The sequence below is a fragment of the Halomonas sp. AOP43-A1-21 genome (assembly GCF_052376775.1).
In the GTDB taxonomy this organism is placed as follows: Bacteria; Pseudomonadota; Gammaproteobacteria; order Pseudomonadales; family Halomonadaceae; genus Vreelandella; species Vreelandella colorata.
This window is the reverse complement of sequence record NZ_JBQSWC010000018.1, coordinates 1-22,868: the sequence shown is the minus strand read 5'-3', so window position 1 is coordinate 22,868 and position 22,868 is coordinate 1. Positions and strand designations below refer to the sequence as shown.

Annotated in this window: 26 protein-coding genes; 23 read left to right on the top strand and 3 right to left on the bottom strand. The window is 51.8% G+C overall.

Translation table 11 applies throughout. From position 1 onward, the window contains the following. The 5 genes from ACT3R7_RS11385 (at position 1) to ACT3R7_RS11365 (ending at position 3,679) form a co-directional block, all read left to right on the top strand. Positions 1-951 (top strand): metallophosphoesterase, encoded by a 951-nt coding sequence (locus ACT3R7_RS11385; RefSeq protein ID WP_193091711.1) that lies wholly within the window; start codon positions 1-3, stop codon positions 949-951. A 243-nt stretch (positions 952-1,194) separates the two neighbouring features. Beyond that, entirely contained in the window at positions 1,195-2,046 is an 852-nt protein-coding gene (locus ACT3R7_RS11380; protein WP_193091710.1) for a rhomboid family intramembrane serine protease, read from the top strand. A 10-nt stretch (positions 2,047-2,056) separates the two neighbouring features. Continuing rightward, positions 2,057-2,341, top strand: coding sequence for a YeaC family protein (locus ACT3R7_RS11375; RefSeq protein ID WP_018917478.1), 285 nt, complete (start codon positions 2,057-2,059; stop codon positions 2,339-2,341). Continuing rightward, a complete protein-coding gene (locus ACT3R7_RS11370) occupies positions 2,325-3,170 on the top strand; it encodes a DUF2797 domain-containing protein (protein ID WP_226940129.1) in 846 nt (281 codons plus the stop codon). Before ACT3R7_RS11375 ends, ACT3R7_RS11370 begins: the two co-directional genes overlap by 17 nt. Before the next feature lie 83 nt (positions 3,171-3,253). Continuing rightward, positions 3,254-3,679, top strand: a complete 426-nt coding sequence (locus tag ACT3R7_RS11365; RefSeq protein ID WP_018917476.1) for a CopD family protein — start codon at positions 3,254-3,256, stop codon at positions 3,677-3,679. A 21-nt stretch (positions 3,680-3,700) separates the two neighbouring features. On the opposite strand, the gene ACT3R7_RS11360 is transcribed toward ACT3R7_RS11365, so the two are convergent. Next, the gene (locus ACT3R7_RS11360) at positions 3,701-4,162 is read right to left on the bottom strand and encodes a DUF2231 domain-containing protein (RefSeq protein WP_192537627.1); all 462 of its coding nucleotides are present in this window, start codon (positions 4,160-4,162) and stop codon (positions 3,701-3,703) included. Between the two features lie 35 nt (positions 4,163-4,197). On the opposite strand from ACT3R7_RS11360, the gene coxB reads away from it, so the two are divergent. From coxB to ACT3R7_RS11340, 4 genes are read left to right on the top strand one after another with little or no spacing between them, the layout of a single operon-like run. Next, positions 4,198-5,265, top strand: coding sequence for a cytochrome c oxidase subunit II (gene coxB, locus ACT3R7_RS11355; protein ID WP_192537626.1), 1,068 nt, complete (start codon positions 4,198-4,200; stop codon positions 5,263-5,265). After that, positions 5,262-7,790 carry a cytochrome c oxidase subunit I gene (ctaD, locus tag ACT3R7_RS11350; RefSeq protein ID WP_193091709.1) on the top strand — a complete coding sequence of 843 codons (2,529 nt, stop codon included), beginning with the start codon at positions 5,262-5,264 and terminating at the stop codon, positions 7,788-7,790. The genes coxB and ctaD overlap by 4 nt, the downstream gene beginning before the upstream one ends. A gap of 3 nt (positions 7,791-7,793) precedes the next feature. After that, a complete protein-coding gene (locus ACT3R7_RS11345) occupies positions 7,794-8,150 on the top strand; it encodes a hypothetical protein (protein ID WP_193091708.1) in 357 nt (118 codons plus the stop codon). A gap of 9 nt (positions 8,151-8,159) precedes the next feature. Beyond that, complete coding sequence (locus ACT3R7_RS11340; protein ID WP_193091707.1) at positions 8,160-10,346, top strand: heavy metal translocating P-type ATPase; 2,187 nt, start codon at positions 8,160-8,162, stop codon at positions 10,344-10,346. 21 nt (positions 10,347-10,367) lie between these two features. On the opposite strand, the gene ACT3R7_RS11335 is transcribed toward ACT3R7_RS11340, so the two are convergent. After that, entirely contained in the window at positions 10,368-10,679 is a 312-nt protein-coding gene (locus ACT3R7_RS11335) for a winged helix-turn-helix domain-containing protein (protein WP_192537623.1), read from the bottom strand. Positions 10,680-10,882: 203 nt separating this feature from the next. Here ACT3R7_RS11335 and ACT3R7_RS11330 point away from each other — a divergent pair, with 203 nt between their 5' ends. Beyond that, positions 10,883-12,067 (top strand): Na/Pi symporter, encoded by a 1,185-nt coding sequence (locus tag ACT3R7_RS11330; RefSeq protein WP_226940128.1) that lies wholly within the window; start codon positions 10,883-10,885, stop codon positions 12,065-12,067. 10 nt (positions 12,068-12,077) lie between these two features. After that, positions 12,078-12,308, top strand: a complete 231-nt coding sequence (locus ACT3R7_RS11325) for a hypothetical protein (protein ID WP_192537622.1) — start codon at positions 12,078-12,080, stop codon at positions 12,306-12,308. An 87-nt stretch (positions 12,309-12,395) separates the two neighbouring features. On the opposite strand, the gene ACT3R7_RS11320 is transcribed toward ACT3R7_RS11325, so the two are convergent. Continuing rightward, complete coding sequence (locus tag ACT3R7_RS11320; protein ID WP_193091706.1) at positions 12,396-13,481, bottom strand: PA0069 family radical SAM protein; 1,086 nt, start codon at positions 13,479-13,481, stop codon at positions 12,396-12,398. A 258-nt stretch (positions 13,482-13,739) separates the two neighbouring features. Between ACT3R7_RS11320 and ACT3R7_RS11315 the strand changes: the two genes are divergently transcribed. The 12 genes from ACT3R7_RS11315 to ACT3R7_RS11260 all read left to right on the top strand — a co-directional run bounded on the left by ACT3R7_RS11315 (position 13,740) and on the right by ACT3R7_RS11260 (position 22,775). Beyond that, positions 13,740-15,179 (top strand): alkaline phosphatase, encoded by a 1,440-nt coding sequence (locus ACT3R7_RS11315; RefSeq protein WP_193091705.1) that lies wholly within the window; start codon positions 13,740-13,742, stop codon positions 15,177-15,179. An 87-nt stretch (positions 15,180-15,266) separates the two neighbouring features. Next, positions 15,267-15,737 carry a hypothetical protein gene (locus tag ACT3R7_RS11310; protein WP_193091704.1) on the top strand — a complete coding sequence of 157 codons (471 nt, stop codon included), beginning with the start codon at positions 15,267-15,269 and terminating at the stop codon, positions 15,735-15,737. A 139-nt stretch (positions 15,738-15,876) separates the two neighbouring features. Continuing rightward, positions 15,877-16,323, top strand: coding sequence for a hypothetical protein (locus ACT3R7_RS11305; RefSeq protein ID WP_193091703.1), 447 nt, complete (start codon positions 15,877-15,879; stop codon positions 16,321-16,323). Positions 16,324-16,421: 98 nt separating this feature from the next. Next, entirely contained in the window at positions 16,422-16,994 is a 573-nt protein-coding gene (locus ACT3R7_RS11300; RefSeq protein ID WP_193091702.1) for a cysteine hydrolase family protein, read from the top strand. Positions 16,995-17,120: 126 nt separating this feature from the next. Beyond that, complete coding sequence (locus ACT3R7_RS11295; RefSeq protein WP_193091701.1) at positions 17,121-17,834, top strand: Fic family protein; 714 nt, start codon at positions 17,121-17,123, stop codon at positions 17,832-17,834. A gap of 552 nt (positions 17,835-18,386) precedes the next feature. Further along, positions 18,387-18,983 carry a GNAT family N-acetyltransferase gene (locus tag ACT3R7_RS11290; protein WP_193092925.1) on the top strand — a complete coding sequence of 199 codons (597 nt, stop codon included), beginning with the start codon at positions 18,387-18,389 and terminating at the stop codon, positions 18,981-18,983. Positions 18,984-19,297: 314 nt separating this feature from the next. Further along, positions 19,298-19,879 (top strand): hypothetical protein, encoded by a 582-nt coding sequence (locus ACT3R7_RS11285; RefSeq protein WP_193092924.1) that lies wholly within the window; start codon positions 19,298-19,300, stop codon positions 19,877-19,879. A gap of 107 nt (positions 19,880-19,986) precedes the next feature. Next, positions 19,987-20,409 carry a GNAT family N-acetyltransferase gene (locus ACT3R7_RS11280; RefSeq protein ID WP_193092923.1) on the top strand — a complete coding sequence of 141 codons (423 nt, stop codon included), beginning with the start codon at positions 19,987-19,989 and terminating at the stop codon, positions 20,407-20,409. Positions 20,410-20,540: 131 nt separating this feature from the next. Beyond that, a complete protein-coding gene (locus ACT3R7_RS11275; RefSeq protein ID WP_441674976.1) occupies positions 20,541-20,975 on the top strand; it encodes a GNAT family N-acetyltransferase in 435 nt (144 codons plus the stop codon). A gap of 151 nt (positions 20,976-21,126) precedes the next feature. After that, positions 21,127-21,588 (top strand): GIY-YIG nuclease family protein, encoded by a 462-nt coding sequence (locus ACT3R7_RS11270; RefSeq protein WP_441674974.1) that lies wholly within the window; start codon positions 21,127-21,129, stop codon positions 21,586-21,588. Between the two features lie 74 nt (positions 21,589-21,662). Further along, positions 21,663-22,196, top strand: a complete 534-nt coding sequence (locus ACT3R7_RS11265) for a LysE family translocator (protein WP_441674972.1) — start codon at positions 21,663-21,665, stop codon at positions 22,194-22,196. 174 nt (positions 22,197-22,370) lie between these two features. Continuing rightward, entirely contained in the window at positions 22,371-22,775 is a 405-nt protein-coding gene (locus ACT3R7_RS11260) for a VOC family protein (protein ID WP_441674971.1), read from the top strand. Positions 22,776-22,868 lie beyond the last annotated feature (93 nt).

Sequence of the window (22,868 nt, the reverse complement as noted above, 5' to 3'; positions counted from 1 at the left end):
ATGGAAGGTTACGACCTGATTGGTGATGTGCATGGTTGCGGTGCAACGCTGATTGCCCTGTTGGAAAAACTGGGTTATCGCGACTCAGGGGGCGTTTATCGACATCCTCAGCGAAAAGTTATTTTTCTAGGCGATTTAATTGACCGTGGCCCACGTATTCGTCTTGCCGTCACCGTTGCACGGCGTATGGTGGAGGCGGGGGAGGCGCATATCGTCATGGGTAATCACGAGCACAATGCTCTGACGTATACCCACCCGGCGCCGCCAGACAGCCATAAACGCTGGCTGTGTGAGCACACACCGCGCCATAACCGTATTATTGAAGCCACTTTGGCCCAGTACCAGGATTACCCCAGCGAGTGGGAAGACACGCTTGCCTGGTTTAAAACGCTGCCGCTTTTTCTAGAAATAGACGGAATCCGCGTAGTACACGCCTGCTGGGATGATGGGTTGATCGGGCAATTAAAGCAGCGCCTACCTAATGGACGTCTGGATGACCAGTTTTTAATTGAATCTGCCGACACATCTACCGAGGCTTATCGTATTATCGACCGGCTAACCCGGGGAGCGAATATTCCGCTGCCTAGCGGCATCGCCATTCAATCCGGCGATGGTTATACCCGGCAGAGCTTTCGGGCGCATTTCTGGTCGGCTCGCCCTAAGCAGTGGGGCGATGTCGTTTTTCAACCGGATAACCTGCCGGGCGACCTGGAAGAGCGTGTGCTCTCCGAGAGTGAGCACCAGCGCCTGAGCTATTATGGCCCGGAAGAGCCACCGCTTTTTATAGGCCATTATTGGTGCGAAGGAATCCCCGCGTTGCCTACCCACAATATCGCCTGTCTGGATTATAGTGCGGTTAAATATGGCCGTCTGGTGGCCTATCGGTGGAGCGGAGAAAAGCAGCTAAGTTCGGATAATTTTGTTTGGGTTCAGGTGGTTAACGAGGGTTAAAACTGTTTTTCAATAAACGCGAAAGATTTTTATTAACCTGCGTTAGTCATAGATACAACTGGTTACATTTTTTTTATGAAACTGCTGAACTAACTGTGCGGTCGGCTATCAGAGTAAGTGTTCCCTTGAATGATCCCTTGCTTTTTTCCGGCGGCCCCTCCGCCGGATTTTTTTTGTCTATAGATTGGTGGCTTGATCTATAGGGTGGTGGTTAAGTTTCAAGGCCTTCAACAGGGAGAGGCTATGCACCCCGTTATACGTTTACCCAGTGGCGTCGATACGCAGGAATTGCGTAAAGCACTATGGCACCACCGAATCGGCCACCGTATTACTGATGAAGCCGATGGCCCGCTGTTATGGGTGGCCGACCCGCGCCAGCATGAAGAATTAAAAGCCCTGGTAGGGCGTTGGGAGCGTGGCGAACCACTGATTCTGGATCGGCCTGCCACAAGCAAGCGTACGACAGGCAATATGCTGACGCTGCTGCGTGGCGTGCCGGTAACCGTGCTATCCATTGCGATAAGCCTTGCGATATTTGCCTTAACCGAAATGTTTGGTGACGTTATCGTCATGGCGTTGACCATTGTGCCGGTAGGCATCGAGGGCAATCAGCTGGTGTACGGCAATTTAACGCAAGCCCTGACGTCTGGTCAGGTGTGGCGCCTGCTTTCTCCGGCATTTCTGCATTTCGGCTTGATGCACCTTATCTTCAATCTAATGTGGCTATGGTATTTTGGGCGCCAAATCGAAGCGTTACAGGGCAGCCGTACCATGCTGCTTATGCTGTTAATCGCTGGTATTGGCGCCAACCTCGCTCAGTACGTCACTGGCACGGTGCTGTTTGGCGGAATGTCGGGCGTGGTATATGCCTTGCTGGGGCATGTCTGGCTGATGTCTCGCCGCGTGCCGCGTAGCGGTTTTTTCGTTCCGCAAATGCTAGTCGTATTCATGTTGGGATGGATGGTATTTACCATGACGGATCTGGCTGGTTCAGTAGGGTTTGGCAATGTCGCCAATGAAGCACATTTAGGTGGGCTTCTCGTGGGGCTTGTCACAGGCTGGTATTATTCTTCACGCCGTTTGAAAACAGATTAAGAGGCCCGCAATGAGCGATATGACGTTTGATAAAATGATCAACCAGATGACCCCGGCGATTTATGAAAGCCTTAAACAGGCTGTGTCGTTGCGTAAATGGCCCGACGGCCGCTTTCTAACCGCCGAACAAACAGAGCTATGTCTGGAAGCGGTAATGCGCTACGAGGCCGAAAATAACGTTGCTGAAGAAAACCGGGTGGGCTACCTGGAGCAGCGTACTTGTGGTGCAGCGTCCTCAGGTGCTGGCGTTACACCGGAAATGGCAGGGCTTGGCCGGGATGCAACGCGTGACTGATCAGGTAGTGCAAGGGTGCTTACGTAAGATGTCCGCCACATTGCCCGACCAGCTAGGCGATAAGGTGGTCTATCACCTGCGGGCAGGGGATCAAGAGATTCCCCTCAATTCACGTATTGGAATGCCGTTATCGCTTGAATGGAGCGGCGCCATTGCCTGCACGCACTGCGGGCGGGCAACCAAGAAAAGCTTTGCCCAAGGTCACTGTTACCCATGTTTCAAACGTTTGGCGCAGTGCGATACCTGCATCATGAAGCCTGAAACCTGCCACTTTTTTTTGGGTACCTGCCGCGAGCCGGAATGGGGCGAAACACACTGCTTTCAACCACATATTGTTTACCTGGCTAATTCATCAGGCTTAAAAGTAGGTATTACGCGTAAAACGCAGATGCCTACTCGCTGGTTGGATCAGGGCGCTATTCAGGCGCTGCCCATACTCGAAGTCAATACGCGTCAACAGTCGGGGTTTGTCGAGATGCTCTTTAAAGAGCAGGTGAGCGACCGCACTAACTGGCGCGCTATGCTAAAAGGGGAAGTCGAGCCGCTTGACTTAAACGCTGAGCGCGATCGCCTGTTGGATGTGTTGAGTGACGGATTAGACAAGCTGCGCGATCTGCATGGGCAGGACGCTATCCGCACGCTGGATGAGGCGCCGCACGCCTTTGACTACCCGGTTGAGACGTTTCCACGTAAGGTGGTATCGCATAATTTTGACAAGCAGCCGCGGGTCGAGGGAGTGCTCCAAGGCATTAAAGGACAGTATCTGATATTGGATACTGGCGTAATTAATCTCCGAAAATTCACAGGTTACGAAATTAGCCTCACGTAAATCGGCTAGCTAGAGTGGCAAGTGTTGGCTAAGGTATAGGGAGCGCAATTCATCCAAGCCTAACGCAACGCAAGGAAGCCACAATGCCTTGGCTAAAACTTCTGCATATAGCCTCGCTCGTTATCTGGTGCGGCTCACTTCTATACCTGCCTGCGTTACTGAGCTACTCGCTTCAGCTGCGTAAAGATGCGGGTTTTGCTCAAGGCTCGCCTCCCATGCCGCGGTTTTTTTATATTTCCGTGGCAACCCCTGCAGCCCTGGTCGCCATATTTTCGGGCACCGCGTTATTTTTATTGCACGGCTTAATGGGGGGGTGGTTAGCTTTTAAACTAGCCGCGGTCGTGGCCATGGTCGCGGCGCATGGCAGCTGCGGCTGGTTAATCCTGCGTTTGGAAATGGGCATTTATAAAGGTGTAAAAACGGCCTCGATTTTAGCATTGCTGCTGGCTTTGGCGGGTATTCTTAGCGTATTAGGATTTGTATTGGCTAAACCCTTGGACTGGAGTTAACCCGCCATGACCAGTGCCAAGCTATTCCTCTACTTCAACACCCACCGCATGTTCATACACCAACTGACCACCCAGCCAGCCTGCCAGCGCCACCAAACCAGCGGTGATGACGGAAATTGCAATGCCCCAGGGCAGCACCATCTCGGGCTGATTAAAGCGTATCAGCCAATTAAACGATGCCAGCGACAGCATGACAACGGCAACAATGGCGTGACTCCAACCTGTGATCAAACGGCGAATCTGCCCCACGCTGACCAGATCAATCGTGCCGGCGATGCTCGCAAGCCAGCCCCCGAGCGCGCCAATGCCCGCCAGCCAAAGTCCAACGCGCAGCCAGAAAGGGTCGGCGGTATACCAGTAGCCCAAATCGCAGGCTACCAGGGCCATGAGTGCGGCGACGGGGAAATGCACCATCAACGGGTGCAGCGGGTGGCCAGCAATCGCGGCGCGGCTTTTAATTGTGCGCCTATTGGGGTTTGCCATAATCACTTCCTGTGGGCAGAAATAGGGATAAAAACATGAGGGAGCGTTACTTATATCACGTCGCCTCGTTGTGTATTCAACGTGCTGTTGCGCGGCGGGTCAACCGGTTAACGTACGTATCGCTGGTGGCTCTGTTTGGGCTCACGGGGTGTGCCGGTGATAAGTCTATTCTAGACCCCGCTGGGCAAGCTGCACGCGATGTAGTGCTTATTTGGTGGATCATGCTGACCTTTGCCACGGTCGTGTTTATCGGGGTCATCGCGCTGTGGCTTTATGCGTTTAAGCGCAAGCACCATGAACGGACACCTCAGCAAGAGCGTAAAATTGCTCGCCGCTGGATTGTGGGCGGCGGAATTTTATTGCCCGTGTTCAGTGTCAGCGCGCTCCTCATTTTTGGCGTACCGACCGGTAAACGTATGCTGCCACTGCCGTTAAGCGAGCCACCGGACGTTATAGAAGTTATCGGCCACCAGTGGTGGTGGGAAGTACGCTACCCAGGCGCAGAGGGTGGCGAAGTCGTGACCTCGAACCAGCTGATTATGCCGGCCGGTGAGCCCGTGGACTTTCACGTTACCTCCGCTGATGTGATCCACGCGTTTTGGGTGCCACGATTAGGTGGCAAGATCGATATGTTACCCGGTCGGGTTAACGTTATTCGTCTTGAGGCCGATGAGCCGGGCATTTTTGGCGCTCAGTGCGCCGAGTTTTGTGGCGCGCAACATGCCCATATGAACCTTTACGTAGAGGCCGTCGAGCGCGAGGAGTATGAGGCGTGGCTGGCTGACCGGCAGGAAGAGCGGCTGGCGGAGCTGGCCATTGCCAATGAGAATTTTGCCCAGGCCCGCGAAACCTTTGCCTCCACCTGCGCCGCTTGTCATAGCGTGGCCGGACTTTCTTCATCGTCCATCGGACCCGATCTGTCTGATGTAGGCGCGCGCCATAATCTGGGTGCTGGCGTGCTGCCCATGGAAGAGGGCGCCATCCATTACTGGTTGGAAAATCATCAAACGCTTAAACCGAGTAACAAAATGCCGCCGCACGATTATATGGATACTGCCACCTTGGAGTCCCTGGGTGCTTGGCTGGAGACCCTGACACCATGACCACGAGAAACCCAGAAGCAACCGGCCCAGAAAATCTGCAAAAGCTGCATGATGACCTGTCTGATGTTTGGGGAAATCCACGCGGATTAAAAGCCTTAACCATCGTTAACCACACCACGCTTGGCCTGCGGTTTATGGTCACCGGGATGGCATTTTTTCTGATTGGCGGCATATTGGCGATGCTGATTCGCACGCAAATTGCGACGCCTGATCAGAATTTTTTGACCCCGGATATCTATAGCCAAGTGACCACCATGCACGGCACGGTGATGATGTTCCTGTTCGCCATTCCCATCTTGGAAGGTTTGGCGATCTACATGATCCCCAAGATGATTGGCGCACGCGACTTGGTATGCCCACGGCTAACTGCCTTGGGCTACTGGTGCTATCTATTTGGCGGTATCATCTTGTCGTTCAGCATGGTGCTCGAAATGGCCCCCAACAGCGGTTGGTTCATGTATACGCCGCTGAGTAGCAGCGAATACTCGCCAGGACTGGGGTCCGACTTCTGGCTATTGGGCATTACGTTTGTTGAGATCTCCGCATTATCTGCCGGTGTAGAGCTGGTGGTGTCCATTTTGCGTACCCGCACGCAGGGCATGGCGCTGCATAAAATGCCGCTGTTTGCCTGGTACATCCTCGCTATGGCGCTAATGATCGTGGTGGGTTTTCCGCCATTGATTTTGGGCAGTATTTTGCTCGAACTTGAACGTGCTGTGGGTATGCCATTTTTTGATATTGCAGGCGGCGGTGATCCGGTACTTTGGCAACACCTTTTCTGGCTATTTGGCCATCCAGAGGTTTACATCATTTTCTTGCCGGCGGCGGGCATTGTATCAACGATCATTCCCGTATTTGCCGGGCGGCCTATCGTAGGATATGGCTGGGTCGTCTTTGCGATTACCGTCATGGGGTTTATCAGTTTCGGCCTGTGGGTTCACCACATGTTCACTGTGGGTATCCCTCAACTGGCCCAGGCGTTTTTCTCGGCGGCCAGCATGCTGGTGGCGATCCCAACCGGTATTCAGATATTTGCCTGGTTGGCCACGCTATGGCTTGGCAAGCCTAAAATGAAACTACCCATGTTATGGATCGTCGGGTTTCTGGTGATTTTTGTTTGCGGCGGGTTGACCGGCGTCATGCTGGCGCTGGTGCCGTTCAACTGGCAGGTCCATGACACTCACTTTGTGGTCGCGCACATGCACTATGTGCTGGTGGGGGGCATGCTGTTTCCGCTGATGGCGGGCATTTACTACTGGCTGCCGCTGTTTTCCGGGCGTATGCCATCTGAAACGATCGGCAAGTGGGGCTTCTGGCTGGTGTTTATAGGCTTTAATGCCACGTTCTTAATCATGCATTGGACAGGGCTCTTGGGTATGCCGCGGCGGGTATATACCTACGAGACCGGCTTTGGTTGGGACATATTCAATCTACTGTCGTCTGTCGGTAGCTTTGTGATGTCCGCCGGGTTTGCCATGGTACTGATCGATATTGCCTTACACTTTCGCTACGGCAAACCCGCCAAGACCAATCCTTGGAATGCCGACACGCTTGAGTGGGCCAACCAACTGCCGCCTAGCCCCTATAACTTTGTCAGCCTGCCACCCGTCGAAACCCGCCACCCGCTTTGGGAGCATCCTGAACTGCCACAGCAGATGCAGGAAGGCAAGCATGGCCTGGCGACAGCCGACCACGGCCGCCGTGAACTATGGGGTACTGACCCGCTGACCGGCAAAGTGCGGGAGGTCATTCATTTGCCCGGTAACTCCTGGTGGCCACTGTTTGCGGCTATGGCGCTGGCCGTGGTGTGTATCAGCCTGTTGCTGCGCTGGTATCCAGTGGCTGGGGTCGGCGTGTTGATTGCCATCGGCTTTCTACTGCGCTGGTCGTGGGAAAATGGCGCTCACCCCAGAGCGGCGCCCGATGCCAAGGTGATGCCCGGCGATCCCCCGCTTCATTCGCGTACCATGGATGGCCCCGGTTTATGGGCCATGACCACGGCGATGATCGCCAACGGGTCCTTCTTCCTGTCTTACCTTTTTGGCTGGTTCTATTTGTGGACCGTGTCGCCAGGGTGGAGGATGCCTGACGCCTCGCCGCTTTCATTAATTGCGTTAGTGGTCGCCGGGGTTGCCTTGCTGGGAGGCTCGGCGCTAATGGAGAGCAGTGTCAGTAAGCTACGTAAGCAGCAGGACAGCGGCTTGGCGATGCGCCTTTACGGGGCAGCGATTTTAGGCGCCTTACAGTTTGCGTTGATTTTATGGGTAATGTGGCGCGCTGATTTGGCAGTTACGGAAACCTCCCATGACGCTATCTTAATGGTAGGCCTGTACTACGCATTGCTGCACAGCGCCTTGGGAGCAGTAATTTCTTTGCTTCAAGGCATGCGTGTTGGCTATCGCTATGTAGGCGTTCATGCGCCGTTTGAGCCCGTGGTAGTGGCCTATTTCTGGCGTTATAACGCAGTGGTGTTCTGGATCCTGATTGTTGCGCTGGCCGTGTTACCTAGAGTGATTGGGAGCTAAAGCATGAAAGCTATTATTCAGCGTTTGCATCTCACTCATCCGGGCCATTTTGTCGGCGGGCTAACGCTTTGGAGTATCTGGTTTATCACGATATATGGCGGCCTTTCGGTCGCCTGCGCCGTGGCGCCGCCCGATCCCGCGCAGGGGGCACTCACTACAATCAATATCAGCCTGTTATTGTTGAGCCTGCTGACTGCTTTGCTACTGGCAGGGCTAGCCTGGGGATGTTTCCAGGAAGCCAAAATGCATGAAGGACGGCGGCACTTTAACGCCTTTGTTTCCGCCTGGCTTTATGTGTTTTCTGCCGGAGGCGTGATGTTTGTTGCCGGGCCAATGGTGGGTCTGCCGCCTTGTTTATAAGGGTTTAGTGTGGCAACTCAAACGGCACCGGGTGAGCCGGGCAATAACGAGGCGCTCTATACCCTAAACGGTATGTGGTGCACCAGCTGTGCGCTCGCCGTTGAGGGAGTGCTTAGTCACCGTAAAGGTGTTGAGAGTATCAGTGTGCATTACCCGACGGCCACGCTATGGGTAAAGGGCGCCTCTGAGGCTATCTCGCTCGAGGCCCTGGCTCCTAAAGTAAAGCGCCTGGGCTACCGTTTAACCGAGCTGGAACCCAATGCTGATGCGCATGCACGCTTAGAGCAGGAAAGCCGCTATTTGAGCTTGCGCCTGCTGGTAGGTTCGGTATTTGGCATGTGGACCATGCTCGCCTCCATCCTGATCTATGCCGGCGCGTTGCCTAATCCAACGATTGAGTGGGTCGTCGCTTGGGTGTCCGGGGCGTTTTCTATTCCGGTTGTGACCTTTGCCGGCTGGCCGTTTTATCGTGCGGGCCTGCGTACGCTACGCGCCAAGCGACCGGGCATGGATGTACTGGTAACCCTCGGCGTTCTTGCCGCTGTAGTGGTTTCCATAGGGCTTTTATTGAGCGGCTCGGCAGAGGTGTATTTTGATACTGCCGTGATGCTGATTGTGCTGCTGCTAGGCGGGCGTCTGGTAGAAACCCTATGCCGCCACCGAGGGTTAAAGGCACTAGACGCCTTGCCCGAGCCCAATAACGAAGCCGCGGTATGGCAGGGGGATCAGTGGCGGGTAGCTCCATTAGCTGAGATTGAGCCAGGGGCGAGGATACAACTTGCGCCTCAAACGCTGATTGCACTGGATGGCATTTTGGAAAGCGCTGCCTGGGTGGATACCGCATCGCTCACCGGGGAAAGTATTCCCCGGCATTTTTCAAGAGGGGAGGCGGTCTACGCCGGGTGTCGGCTGTTAGGCAGCGACGAAGTCGTCATTACCGTTACCCAGGCGTTAGGCCAGCGCCGCCTGGACCGTCTGCGTGAACAAATGCGTCACTATCAGGCCCAGAAAGGCGAGCTTCAAAAACTCGCCGACCGCTTTGCCGCCTGGTTAAGCCCGGTGGCATTATTGCTTGGAGTTGCCGCCTTTCCGGCGGGCCTGTTACTCGGGCTGGGTATTGAAGAGGCCGCCGTGCGCGCATTATCAGTGTTGGTAGTTGCGTGCCCATGCGCCGTTGGGCTTGCCGTCCCCTTGGCAAGCCTGGCGGGAAGTGGGCAACTGCTTCAGCAAGGCATTGCATTACGCGACCCGGCAGCACTTGAAACGCTGGCTAAAATTCAGGCGATTGCGCTGGATAAAACCGGCACGCTTACCCAGGGCGAGCCTGCGCTTATGGCCTGGGTAAGCCGAGAGGGTGTGGCAGAGCCGACGCTTAAGGCCACACTTTATCAGGCCGCGTCTAATAGCCAGCACCCGCTGGCCCAGGCATTGACGCGCTGGGCGCGTTCTGAGAAAACAACGACTATAAACGCCAGTGTGACACAGGATGTGCCAGGGCAGGGCGTGCATCTTCGCTTGCCTGAACACGGCGATATCTGGCTGGGCAGCCAACGCTTTTTTGAAAGCCAGGGCATTAAGCTGCCGCCTCAGGCGGCCAGTGCTTCAAGCCCATCGGCGTCAGAAGTACTGCTCGCGGATGAGGAAGGCTGGCTAGGCAGCTTCTATCTAGAGGATGCCCTGTTGGAGGATACGGCGCAGAGCGTTCACGCATTGCAGGCTAACTACTGGGTCGCTATGCTCAGCGGTGACCGGCCTAGCGCGGTGTACGCCGCTTCCAAGCAGCTGGGGTTGCCCGATGAAGCCTGCTATGCCGAGCGCTCGCCAGAAGCAAAAGCGCGTCTGGTGCAAGGATTGCCTGCTCCCACTCTGTTTGTCGGCGATGGGATTAATGACACCTTAAGCCTAGCCGCCGCCGATGTCGGCATGGCCCCTTTTAATGCCAGCGACGCTGCCCGAGAAGGCGCCGCTGCGCACCTGTTAAAACCTGGCATTGCCAGTTTAGTGACGGGCCTTGCCACCGCGCGCGCTACCCGTCACGTGATGGTCCAAAACTTAACCCTTTCGGCGCTATATAACACGCTGGCACTGGGGCTTGTCATCATTATGGCCATTCCACCGCTGGTGGCGGTGCTGGCCATGGTCGCCAGTTCATTAAGCGTTACGCTGAACGCCGCACGGCTTGCCTGGCGCGACTGATCCGCTGAATCAGCACATTAATCAAGCCGAGAGAGCGGGGTAGTCAAGCGCTTCGGCCAGCTGGTTTGCTTGCTTCTTGACCCAGGCAGGATCAATAGGACCCCAACTGATAATCCGGTATTCACCGCTGTTATGGCGCTCGCCTTGTGTCGTTTGAAATTGGCATTCAATATCCAGCTCGGCAAGCGAGGTGATGGTGTCCTGAGCCGTACGACGCGGCATGCCGCAGAAGCTCACGAGCGCAGGCACGCTAGAGACTCCCTGATCGATCAGGTAAGCCACGTAAAGACGGCGATAGAAGCTGGATTTTGTCTTGCTGAGAGCATCGGCCATAAGTGTGATTGCCTTAAAAATGAGCGTCGGCTAAAGCATACGGAACGCTTTTTGCCACAGCCACCGTTTAATATGTGTGTCCACTCTATTTGCACTAACATCATAGTGCCACGCTGTTGTCACGCTTATGTCACCTATAGCCGCCATCCTTCGTTGAAGTAGGTGGGCATCAGGGCGTTTTTCCTTCCAAGAGGGTGTGGCAAATGGCCGAGAATATTAATAGCGCTGTACAAGAGGTGTTACCCAGCCAGCGTGGAAGGGTAAAGGTCAGGCGCAAAGGGACATTAAGGCAGTGGCTCACGCTTGCCTTGCTGGTGTACTTTTTGATTTGTGCAGTATCAATTATTGGTAACGGTTTCAAAATAGCTGCTGGCGATCATGCCCAACAGCTTTTTGAGTTTGCCACCAATCCCTTTGTTGGCCTGATGGTCGGGATTGTCGCTACGGCGTTGATTCAGTCATCCTCCACCGTTACCTCGGTTATCGTCGCCTTTGTGGCCGGTGGATTGCCGGTTGCCACCGCGGTCCCCATGATCATGGGCGCGAATATAGGCACAACGGTTACCAATACGCTGGTAAGCCTGGGTCATGTACGCGATAAAGCTGAGTTTAAACGCGCGTTCTCCGCAGCAACAGTGCATGACTTTTTTAACTTGCTGGCGGTGGCTATTTTCCTGCCTATCGAACTTATCTTTCATCCGTTGGAGAAGATGGCGCAAAGCACGGCATTTCTATTTTACGGCGACGCCGATCTTTCCATGGGTAGCATCAATATTGTCGGCATGGCAACGAAGCCGATTACCTCTACTGTTGAAAGTGTGGCCATGAACCTGCCCACGGTTGCCGGTGGAATTGCCATGATTGTTTTTGGCATTGCGCTGATTTTTTTAGCGATTCGTTATATCGGTGCGCTGCTGAGAGTATTAATGGTAGGACAGGCAAAAAATATAATGCATAAAGCCATCGGGCGTGGCCCGGTTGCCGGTATTGCTTCCGGCGCGGTGGTAACATTTTTAGTACAGTCCTCATCCACGACCACCAGTTTAATGGTGCCATTAGCGGGGTCAGGCGCGTTCTCATTACGTCAGATTTATCCCTTCACCTTGGGCACTAACATCGGCACGACCTTTACGGCGCTGCTTGCAGCCACCGCAATAACCGGCGCCACGGCCATATTGGCCCTTGAGATCGCTCTGGTTCATCTATTCTTTAATCTATTGGCGGTAGTCGTCATTTTCGGACTTCCGTTTCTTCGCCCGCTGCCGGTAAAAGGCGCTGAATGGTTAGGCCGTGTAGCTTCAGAAAGAAAAGCTTTGGCGGCCGCTTGGGTATTAAGCGTATTTATTGTCATACCGGCCATCCTGATCGCATTCACGACGCTGCTTTGAGGTAAAAAACATGACGCCCCATCAAAAGATCGTTTCAACCTCGACCGCTGAACTCAAGTCCATGCTCGATGATTCAGCCGAGCTTATTGAAGAAATACGCGATGAGCTGGCCGAGAGAGAAGCTCAGGAGCGCGAACTGGAGCCGTTCGATACGCTGATTGAACAAGCGCGTCCCAAACTCGATGAGATCCGAGGCTTTTTCACACTGGTGCTTAATGAGCTGCGTGAGCGGCGTAATTAAGGCTATGTATAGATAGTATCTTCAAGGCATTTGTCAGGCACTCTTTGCTATCCAGAGAACGCCGATCAGATGCCTTTTTATTAAGCGCTAATAAAAGAGATCGCCTTGGGCATTGGGCGGTCGAAAGTCTCGGGTATTCAGCCCCTGCTCGGTGCGTGCCTGGAAATTCCACTGACGGCTGGCGCGATTAAAGCGCTGGGCGATCATATCGGCAAAAATTCCTTCACCGCGAAAGCGTTTGCCAAACTGGGCATCATAGGCCTTCCCGCCCCGGCATTGGCGCATCAGGCTCATTACTTTCGCCGCTCGCTCAGGGTAGTGAGCTTCAAGCCATGCTTCAAAAAGCGGCGCTACCTCATGAGGCAAACGTAGCAACATCCAGGTGGCTGTTCGTGCGCCTGCGCGGCTGGCGGCTTCCAGAATGCGCTCTATTTCGTGGTCGGTAAGCCCTGGAATAACCGGGCTAACCAAAGTGCCCACAGGAATGCCTGCGGTATTAAGCTCGCGGATGACTTTTAAGCGTGCCTGAGGAGAGGCCGCACGGGGTTCAAGTGTGCGCTTCATATTGGCATCCAGGCTGGTCAGGCTAACAAACACACGCACCAGACAGTGTTCCGCCATTTCAGCCAGTAGGTCAATATCCCTTAGCACCAGAGTGCTTTTGGTCACGATAATGACCGGATGGCGGCATGCCAATAAAAGCTCAAGCAGCTGGCGCGTTAACTGGCGCTTGGCTTCCAGCGGTTGGTAGCAATCGGTATTGCCCGAGAGGTTGATAGGCCGGCAGACATAGCCCGGTTTGCAAAATTCCTCACTTAAGCGCTCCACCAAGCCGTTGCGAGCAATCAGCTTGGTTTCAAAATCAAGGCCCGGCGATAAATCCCAGTAAGCATGGGAGGGCCGGGCGTAGCAGTAAACGCAGCCGTGCTCACAGCCTCGGTAAGGATTCAACGAGCGGTCAAAAGGAAGGTCGGGCGATTTATTCCAGGAGAGCGCGCTTTTACTGGTTTCTTCGCGTACTTCCGTGACCAACGTGGTGGAGGCTTCCTCTCGCCACCAGCCATCATCCTCCGCCACGCTGTGGGTTGGCGCAAAGCGGTTGTGCGGATCATAAGTAGCCCCACGCCCTTTATGCACGGTAGTTTGCGCTGATGGTTTACCGAGAGACGCCATACGCCTGCCTCTATCTGTATATATGTTTATATATACAGTATATGCGGTGTGGCTGAACGTGCAAGCCTTGGGCGATTTATTGGCGAATTTATGGCTAAGACGGGGCGTTATTGAATGGCCCGTTAATGAGTGAGTAGAAAGCAGCCAATCGTTTATTAGCAAAAATTAATTTTATTAATTCAGATTCATAGAAATGACATTTTCAAACGTTAGGCTTAGCCGAATAACGAGTTAGCTAAATTTAGCCAAGGGATGAAAATGAAAAATTTTAAGTGGAATGCACTCACGTTAGCACTGGCATCAATCATGGTTACGCCAGCATTAGCGCAGGAAGATACGGCTAAGAACGTTATATTGATGATCACCGACGGTACCGGTATTGAGACGTTCCGCGCGGCAAGTTACTTCCGTCATGGTGCGCTGGGTCATGAAGTTTACGATGAGTTTGATGTGCAGCTTTTCATGGCCACTCATCCGCTGAATACCTCCAATACGCCCACCAAGAGCGATGAGGGTACGGTCACGTTTGAGCCAGCCGAGCTTTGGAACGACGAAGCGGTAGACACCGTTTACGAGGGCAGCCTGGGTAACTACAAAGGCTACTTTGCCGGTTACGACTATGCCCGCGCCGATTACACCGATAGCGCCGCGGCGGCGACTGCACTGGCGTCCGGCCAAAAGACTTTCAACAATGCCATCAACTGGTCCAACGACGATGAGTCGCTCAAGCATATCGGCGAATACACGGTGGAAAGCGGCCGTGCTCTAGGCGTTGTCTCTTCCGTGCAGATTTCACACGCCACTCCGGCCGGTTTCCTGGCCCATAACGTAAGTCGCAACGACTACAGCGCGATTGGCCGTGAAATCGTTGATTCCGGCCTTGCCACTGTGGCCATCGGTACCGGCCACCCTTATTACGATGCGGCAGGCGAGCGTGTCGATAACCCCGGGGAGAGCAATTTTCGCTTTATCGGTGGTGAAGAGTACTACCAGCGTTTGATGGACGGCGAAACGGATTACGCCTTTATCGAAAGTAAGGAAGACTTTGAAGCGCTGGCCGCCGGTGAAATCGACCTGCCCAAGGACAAGCTGCTGGGCCTGGTGCAGAACATTCAGACCCTTCAATACAACCGTCCTGGTGTGAGCGGTGGCAACTTCCTGGATACCTCTCCGAGCTTGGCTACCCTGACCGGGGCTGCCCTGAACGTGCTCAACGCCAGCGAAACCGGCAACGAAAACGGCTTCTTCCTGATGGTTGAAGGCGGCGCCGTCGATTGGGCCGCTCATGCCAATAACCTGCCGCGTATCATCGAAGAACAGATCGACTTCAACGAAGCCGTCGAAGCCGCTGTCGAGTGGGTAGAAAACAACAGCTCCTGGGACGATACGCTGATCATCGTTACTACCGACCACGGCAACGGCCTGCTGCAAGGTCCTGATTCTGACGTCAATGCCTATAGCCCGATCGTCAATCAGGGCGCTGGTGCGCTACCGCTGGTACGTTGGCACTCCGACACCCACACCCGTGAACTGGTGCCGCTGTATGCTCACGGTGCAGGTGCCGAGTTCTTCTATGACATCGCTCAGCAAGAAGAAGGACTTTCCCGCTACGAAGTGGATGCAGACAGCCACTACTGGGTCGACAACACCGACGTATTCCGCGCGGGCCTGAACGCCTTTGGTATCGACGCCGAGTAAATACTCACGTACTGCAATTACCTAAGAGCCGCCTTCGGGCGGCTCTATTCCGTTAGACACTTACGAAACTTTCGAATAGAGCCAGATATGAAGCTTCGAACCACTTTTTTAAGCCTTTCTTTTCTAACGCTGGCGGCAGTGGCTAGCAGCCCGGCCCTTGCCCTCAACGCTGAGCAGGCACCCACTGCCAGTGGCCACGCCTATGCCGAGCCTTACAAGGCCGTGCGCAAGGATGGCGTTTTGCATATTGAGGTGCGCTTTGTGACCGACTACCCCGGTTATTCCGGCGAACTTATTTACGAAGACATTCCGTTAGAGCGCATTGATGGACAGATCTACGCCGAGTTTGGTGACCAGTCATTCTCGTTGCTACGTAAAGATGGGGGCGTGGTCGCACCGGATAACCTGCATCTGGGCTTTAATTATGATCCTTCCAAGAACCCTCGCGTCGGCTCCTGGAAAGCAGATTTCGTTGCCCCTCTGCACGATGTTAATGAGGTCACCATCTTTATGCCCAACGTTGCACCTATTGGGCCTATTGCCATTCGCGATCGTTAATTAACCGATCCAATAACTCTTGATATAACGGTGCTGCCTCATCGCCTTGATAAACAATTATCAGGGCGATGTTGTATCTGCTATCGGGATTTCGTGCCAAAGTTGGCTTATGCTTAAGTTTTGCGTGTTAGGTAAACCCATGAAACCTTTTTCTATTTTGCTGATTCGATTGCTCGCCGTTTACCTTGCCATCAATCCTTTACTTAGCGTATCGCCGTTGCTGTTTAGCCCAAGCTTTGAGGCAGAGCTAACCCAGTGGCTGCCAGGACTAGTGGCCACCGTTGTTATTCCTATTATCGTGGGCATCGCACTGTGGTTTTCTGCCGTAACTCTGGCCAATAAAATTCATGACAGTGATAGTGTTGGCTCAGCCTTATCCATCAGCGAGGCAGGCTTGGTACGGGCCGGTAGTTTCTTAATCGGCGTGTATCTTTTCGTTCAGCACTTGGGCACGGCGATTAGCCAATGGACGTGGGGCGGAATGGTAGCTTACGGTTCGCTGGCAGTGGTTATACTCAGCATTGGATTAATGCTGGGCACACGTTTTTTAGGCAAGCTGTATCGGTGGTTGAAGTATTTTAAATAATTGAAAGTAATGGTTGGTCAGTATCGCTTAGCTTTCCTATTCGTGCCTGAGTGTATTCCTGATCCAAGAAGCACACAAAAGAGGACGTTGAATTAGCAATGAGTAATCAACTTGTCGCCCTGATGGTCATCGATATGCAGCGAGGAATGAGCGATCCCGCCATCGGTGAGCGCAATAACCCGGATGCCGAAAATAATATTCAGAGCCTGCTCACTGAATGGCGTAAAGCGGGCTGGCCCGTAGTGCATGTACGCCATATCTCACGCACCCCCAGCTCGCCATTTTGGCCGGGGTTACCAGGCGCAGAGTTCCAGCCTGCACTAGCCCCGCAACCTAAAGAGCACGTAGTAGAAAAGAACATACCCTGTGCGTTTACCCACTCAGGCTTAGAGCGCTGGCTCCACGCTCGCGAGATCAAGCGGCTGGTTATCGTTGGTGTGAGTACCAGCAATTCGGTTGAAGCCACCGCTCGCACAGCCGGTAATCTTGGCTTTGATACCCACGTTGTCGCGGATGCCACTTTTACCTTTGCCAAGCAGGACTACGCAGGCACTTACCGTACGGCGGATGAAGTGCACGCCATGTCACTGGCGAACTTGGAAGGGGAGTATGCGGCTATCTTTAGCACTGGTGAGGCGCTAAAGCTATTGGCTTCTGGCCATCACCAGTGAGTATTAGCCGCAAACCACCGCTGGGGATATTTCTGCCCTGAAATAAATCGATGGTGCATGTAGCCGATCTACTGCCCGTGCCGTAGTGATATATTTAATCAACTTGCTGGATACAGAGAACGTTCTATGACAACCGCACACGATAAACAGTGGAATATGAAGCCTAACGTTCGCTTGGCTCGGCAACTTGCTGTGCGGGATGTACCAGCCCTCGTTTACGATGCGGTGAACCTGGAAGGGGTCGCCATGACGCTACCTGAAGTGCAAACGATTCTGGATGGGATTACGGTCGGTGGTCACAAAATCAGCGATCAGAATATGGCGATTAATCAGGCGAAGGCTTGGAAATATATATTTGATCTAGTCGATCAAGGTAAGTTTAGCTTTGATAAAGAAACAGTTTTAAATATCCATGCCATAGCGGGTAAAGAGGAAGCTTTGGAATGGGGAAAGTTTCGTTCCGGCTATGTCACGATTTCAGGGTCTGATTATGAGCCGCCCGCGCCTGAGCAGCTTGAAGCAAGATGGCAGAGCTTACAGAGGCAGGTGAAAAGTGAAATTGATTGCTATGATCAAGCGATCACTGCGTTTCTTCAAATAGCCAGGGCTCAGTTTTTTTGGGATGTAAACAAGCGTACAGGTCGTTTTTTGATGAACGGCATCTTGCTGGCATATGGATTTCCAATTATTAACGTTCCCGCTAAACGTCAGCAGGAATTCAATACATTGATGCTGGATTTCTACTCGTCAAATGATATGAAGCCTATGAACACGTTTTTACGTAGCTGTTTACATCCTAGTGTTATCAAGAATTTTACGTTTGATCTACCTCTTAGCTAGCTAAACGACTGCTGCAACAGTGAATAATGTTTCGCCATAAAAAAACAGCGTCATTCAGCAGTCGTTCTAGTTAAACCTCTGCACTAATGCTAACAGCGGCTATGCTGGCACTGTTTATGGTAGTAGACAGCATCTGGCCTAGCGAAGAGTAGAGCGCATTGGAGTTTAACTGGGCCAGAGTGCGGTCAAGTTTGGCCATATCTTCTTCTGCACTTTAAGCTCGCGGCGAGCTTCTTTATCCTCTTCGCTCAGCCGACTCTTGAGTTCATTGATAGCTTCCTGAAGCCCTTTTTAAGTATCGATTAGACTACCCGATGGCTGGGCGCTCATCACCGTGGACGCTGCCACGCCTAGACCGCGGGCATTTCTTTAAGCTCTTTCGCCAGAGATGAGTCGCGATGAAAATCCATCATAGGAAAGTTAGAATCCCGTGCTTCATGCCCGAACCACTGTTTTTATAAAAAAATTAGCGGCTATTCTGAATCTGATTTTAGTAAGATCAACTAATAATCGCTTTCTCTATCGCCAATAAAAAGAGGTATTTGAATAGATATGGCTTACGTTGATTCTGTCACCCTTAACGCGCACGGTGTAAAACTTGAGCCATTAGCGCATGATCACGAAGCGGGTTTGTGTGCTGCCGCCGCCGATGGTGAGTTGTGGAATCTACGCGTTACAGCGGTGCCTTCGCCTGATGAAACAAGCGCCTTTATTAAAACCGCCTTGAAAGACCGAGAGGCAGGCCACCGCTTTGCCTTTGCCGTTATAGATGAGGCCAGTGGTACCGTGCTGGGCACGACGAGCTATCACGACATCTTGCCTGAGGTAAAACGGGTAGAAATTGGCCACACCTGGTATGCCAAACGTGCGCAGCGTACCCATATCAATACCACCTGCAAGCTGCTGCTGTTAACGCATGCTTTCGATACGTTGGGTTGTAACGTGGTTGGCTGGCGCACCGACAACTTTAACTACGCAAGCCAACGTGCCATTGAGCGCCTAGGGGCTAAAAAGGATGGTGTGATACGAGGGCAAAAGCTGCGCCGTGATGGCACCATTCGCGACACGGTGATGTATAGCCTGCTCAGGGGAGAGTGGTCAGAAGTGCGCGCACATCTCCACTACTTATTAAGCCAGCCCCGCAGCTAATCAATAGGCGACTAGCTCATTAGCCGCTGCCTGTAGGTGAAACATGATCGCAGCCGCCAATTATGTGCGCTACAGGGTAAGCGAGAAGGCGCGCGAATTTTTAATATGCAGCCAAGTTTTTCTTTGCTCCTAATAGAATCAATGAGGCAGATTTGATCAAGGCAGCGAGATAACCTTAATGAACGTACCATAAAATTCATTGAGGTTATCTATCCTTCCGTATAATCACTGTTATGTGAATAAATTCGATCCTGTCGTAGATTCTATCTATGGCTTCGCATTTACGAGCGGTCAACTAGAAAGGCCAAATCAAAATGGGTAAAAAGCTTTCAGGTAGAGATGGCGCGACACTTGGTTTTGCATCAAGTACAGATTATTACAGAAAGCTCTTGCGGGATGCGGAAGGTTTGCGTGGAAGTTGGGATGCTCATGACGCTACCGATTTTCTGATAACTTCCTGGCATCTTTTTCAGGATTGGACGAAAAGTGATCCTAAGACATCGCTAAGTAGATCAAAACGGAACCGTGCAAAGTTGCCAACGCAGATGAATCTTATACTAGATATTACTAGAGATCTGGCAAATGGAAGTAAGCACTTTCAGTTGGATCAAAGCTCCGCAGATAAGCGGAAGATTAGCGAAGTACACGATGGACTTGAAGCCAACTGGTTCTCATATTTTTTCCATGAGAATGTTCCGGCTGTCACAGTTGAAGGAGGGTGGTATTTCAGCGTAAGGGTTCTGCACAATATCTTGCTGGCATACTACCATTGGGTGTTTGACGATAATCAGCCACTACAAAATTTCCCGGTAGAAATCCTAGAAACAGTCGATTACTGCAATATTCAGACCAGAAAGACAGGAAGTGTCCCACGGATCTGGGGAGAAAATGGGTAGTCTAGTCATTGAGAATCGCATAACCAGGCCAAGCACGGCGATGGTTTTTCCGTTGCGGCTTCGCCTCCACTCCAAAGCCACGCGTGTTGGCAACGTTAGGAGATTCAATGGTTTCGTATCGACAAACAGAAGATTTATCAGCTTCGGCTGAGATTACTTACTTAAACATGCGTTCATACTACGAGCATTACTCTGTTGATTGGGATTGCTCAAAAATTGAAGATCAAATCCATAATTTAACCAATTTCGATATTCTGTTCAATGGTGAGGTCGTTGGGGCGATTCGTTTGGCATTTGATAACGACGGTTGCTATGCCCGTGACTTGCAAGTCAGCGAGAAATACCAAAATAAAGGTATTGGTGCGTTAGCGCTTTCTGAATGTGAAAGGTTAGCAATTGAATCAGGCGCTAATCGACTTAGGTTACGTGTATTTAAAGTCAGCCCAGCCTTCCATCTCTATGAAAGAGTTGGTTTTGTGGTTGATAACGTTGATGATAGGTTCTACAGCATGTCGAGAACAATCTCCTAACAAAAAATTAAGAGTGATTCAGCACGCGTGGCATTTTTATTATGCGTCGGTTTTAGTGTTTAAGATGGTATGCGGCAGCATCGGTATTGCGTGCCTCACACCTTAATGGGTGTTATGGACAAGGAGATAAAATGGAACTTATTCACTTAGAACGTACGGATGCGCTATACAAAGAGGCATTAGATTTGCGGTATGACTTGTTCTTCCGAGCTCTCGACCTTCCGCGAGAAATTATGTTTGATGGTCTTGAGAGTAGTAGTTTTCATATTGCAGCGATAGAAAATGATTCATTGTGCGCATATGGACGATTAAGCGAAGAAAGTCATCGAGTCTTTAAGATTTCACAGATGGTCGTTCGCCCAAACATGCAAGGTCAGGGCTTAGGCACTAGAGTATTAACGAAGCTCACACATGAAGCGCTTGCAAATGGAGCGAAAGAAATTTATTTAAATGCTAGGCTACATGCCGTATCAATGTATGAAAAATTGGGATTTAAGGGTTCAGGTCAATCTTATATAGCCAAGATTACGAGAGTTCCTCATATAAAGATGGTCAGGCGCGTTTAGATTGCCCATAACAAGGCGTTTAAGGTGGATTCACAACGTTTGGCGACTTCAGTGTAAGTCGAATTTAGTGTTCAGGGTACAATGATTTAGGTTAGGTGATCGGGTTGTTCACCACTTAACGCAGCGCTATACACCAATATTCGAGAGACAGATGATAGATAGTACAAATTTTTACGAAGTGATTAGGGAGTTTGAGCTTCTTCCTGGAGCGATAGATAATGTTTCTACGCAGGCGTTTCAAACTGTCTATGGCTCGCCTAGGGCCTCTCTGGCGAAGGGGATAGTTTATTTATTTCTATCGGCTCAGCCCATTCCGAGACTTGTCGGAGAGAGCAGGATTATTTACATCGGTCAAACGAAGGGCAGCTTTAAAAACCGCTATTTCCAGTACTCAAGTCTTCATGCCTCTTCCAAAGCGAATAAACTGAAGTTTGAAGCAATCATTAGAGAATACGGCCCAATAACTATAGCGGTCTGTCCTTTTAAGCGGTTCGGTAGTTCCCTGTTGGAAGCTGAAGGACAATTGCTTTGGTGGTACTTCCAGAATCACTGTGAGTATCCGCCGGTTAACTACACCAAGACCAAAGTCAGGAACGATGCCGTACAAGCATAACAATCGCGTCAAATGCGCCGCTCGTACCTCGCGCGCTCTGTGCGGGCGTTGGGGCCATACGCCTTGGAGAATACATGGATATTGAGGTTTGGATCATGTTCGTTTTGGTGGCTGTAGTAGCTACTGCCATTCCCGGCCCTGCGATGTTGCTTGTGTCGTCACATAGCACTGGTTTCGGTGTTGCAAAAACCTTTTTTACTATTGCGGGCAATGTCACCGGACTTACCGTTCTATCTACGCTATCAGTGCTTGGGCTCGGTTCACTACTTGTGCATACTCCAATTGCGTTCACTGCTGTCAAAATTATGGGAGCCATGTATCTCATTTACTTGGGAGTGAACTTGTGGAGAAAGGGCTTATCACCTTTGAATGCAAAAACTGATAGTAAACAAAAAAGTGTGGTTTCATTGTACGCTCAAGGAGTTGCCGTCGCTCTGTCAAATCCAAAAGCAATTTTATTTACAACGGCACTATTTCCACAGTTTATTGATCCTACTACGAATGTATTGCCGCAATTCCTATTACTGGTATTAACATTCATATCTCTTTCGTTTTCATGCTTGCTTAATTGCAGTACGTCGAACGTTCACAACGATAGGCAATTCTAAGCTATATAGAATTACAGGCAGATTATTTGGCGGCACATTCGTAGGCGCGGGTGGTGTACTTTTGGTCTCGAAAAACAACCTGGCCTAACAAGTTCAGGCACGGCGACGCCTACTACATTGCGCCTTCGGCTCCATTTTGTAGGCGTGCATGCTGCAAGCATTAGGAAGGACGTCATGAAACCTAAAATCAGCATTATCACACTGGGTGTGGACGATATGGAAAGGGCCTCTCGTTTCTATGGCGAAGGCCTTGGCCTGCCGAGGCACGACTTTGAAGGTGGCAACATATCTTTTTTCAGTCTGGAAGGAACATGGTTAGCGCTCTATCCTCGGGAGGAATTGGCTAAGGACATCGGATTGCCCATTCCGACTCAGGTCGGTTTTTCCGGCATTACACTGGCCCATAATGTTGCAAGCAAGTCAGAAGTTGATACTGTCCTCAGTCAGGCAGTATCCGCAGGCGCTCAACTCATTAAACCGGCGGTGGAGGTTTTCTGGGGCGGTTACTCCGGTTACTTTCAAGATCCGGAAGGTCATTACTGGGAAGTAGCCTACAACCCTTATCAGGACCTGACGTAGTGGCCCACTCTTCGGCAGTTCCTAACAATTACAGGCCCGGCGACGGTTACTACATCGCGGCTTCGCCTCCATTCTGCAGCCGCGCGTGCTGTT

Coding starts and splice junctions, on each gene's coding strand:
- ACT3R7_RS11385 (WP_193091711.1), top strand. CDS start 1: ATGGAAGGTTACGACCTGATTGGTGATGTGCATGGTTGCGGTGCAACG.
- ACT3R7_RS11380 (WP_193091710.1), top strand. CDS start 1,195: ATGCACCCCGTTATACGTTTACCCAGTGGCGTCGATACGCAGGAATTG.
- ACT3R7_RS11375 (WP_018917478.1), top strand. CDS start 2,057: ATGAGCGATATGACGTTTGATAAAATGATCAACCAGATGACCCCGGCG.
- ACT3R7_RS11370 (WP_226940129.1), top strand. CDS start 2,325: ATGCAACGCGTGACTGATCAGGTAGTGCAAGGGTGCTTACGTAAGATG.
- ACT3R7_RS11365 (WP_018917476.1), top strand. CDS start 3,254: ATGCCTTGGCTAAAACTTCTGCATATAGCCTCGCTCGTTATCTGGTGC.
- ACT3R7_RS11360 (WP_192537627.1), bottom strand. CDS start 4,162: ATGGCAAACCCCAATAGGCGCACAATTAAAAGCCGCGCCGCGATTGCT.
- coxB (WP_192537626.1), top strand. CDS start 4,198: ATGAGGGAGCGTTACTTATATCACGTCGCCTCGTTGTGTATTCAACGT.
- ctaD (WP_193091709.1), top strand. CDS start 5,262: ATGACCACGAGAAACCCAGAAGCAACCGGCCCAGAAAATCTGCAAAAG.
- ACT3R7_RS11345 (WP_193091708.1), top strand. CDS start 7,794: ATGAAAGCTATTATTCAGCGTTTGCATCTCACTCATCCGGGCCATTTT.
- ACT3R7_RS11335 (WP_192537623.1), bottom strand. CDS start 10,679: ATGGCCGATGCTCTCAGCAAGACAAAATCCAGCTTCTATCGCCGTCTT.
- ACT3R7_RS11330 (WP_226940128.1), top strand. CDS start 10,883: ATGGCCGAGAATATTAATAGCGCTGTACAAGAGGTGTTACCCAGCCAG.
- ACT3R7_RS11325 (WP_192537622.1), top strand. CDS start 12,078: ATGACGCCCCATCAAAAGATCGTTTCAACCTCGACCGCTGAACTCAAG.
- ACT3R7_RS11320 (WP_193091706.1), bottom strand. CDS start 13,481: ATGGCGTCTCTCGGTAAACCATCAGCGCAAACTACCGTGCATAAAGGG.
- ACT3R7_RS11315 (WP_193091705.1), top strand. CDS start 13,740: ATGAAAAATTTTAAGTGGAATGCACTCACGTTAGCACTGGCATCAATC.
- ACT3R7_RS11310 (WP_193091704.1), top strand. CDS start 15,267: ATGAAGCTTCGAACCACTTTTTTAAGCCTTTCTTTTCTAACGCTGGCG.
- ACT3R7_RS11305 (WP_193091703.1), top strand. CDS start 15,877: ATGAAACCTTTTTCTATTTTGCTGATTCGATTGCTCGCCGTTTACCTT.
- ACT3R7_RS11300 (WP_193091702.1), top strand. CDS start 16,422: ATGAGTAATCAACTTGTCGCCCTGATGGTCATCGATATGCAGCGAGGA.
- ACT3R7_RS11295 (WP_193091701.1), top strand. CDS start 17,121: ATGACAACCGCACACGATAAACAGTGGAATATGAAGCCTAACGTTCGC.
- ACT3R7_RS11290 (WP_193092925.1), top strand. CDS start 18,387: ATGGCTTACGTTGATTCTGTCACCCTTAACGCGCACGGTGTAAAACTT.
- ACT3R7_RS11285 (WP_193092924.1), top strand. CDS start 19,298: ATGGGTAAAAAGCTTTCAGGTAGAGATGGCGCGACACTTGGTTTTGCA.
- ACT3R7_RS11280 (WP_193092923.1), top strand. CDS start 19,987: ATGGTTTCGTATCGACAAACAGAAGATTTATCAGCTTCGGCTGAGATT.
- ACT3R7_RS11275 (WP_441674976.1), top strand. CDS start 20,541: ATGGAACTTATTCACTTAGAACGTACGGATGCGCTATACAAAGAGGCA.
- ACT3R7_RS11270 (WP_441674974.1), top strand. CDS start 21,127: ATGATAGATAGTACAAATTTTTACGAAGTGATTAGGGAGTTTGAGCTT.
- ACT3R7_RS11265 (WP_441674972.1), top strand. CDS start 21,663: ATGGATATTGAGGTTTGGATCATGTTCGTTTTGGTGGCTGTAGTAGCT.
- ACT3R7_RS11260 (WP_441674971.1), top strand. CDS start 22,371: ATGAAACCTAAAATCAGCATTATCACACTGGGTGTGGACGATATGGAA.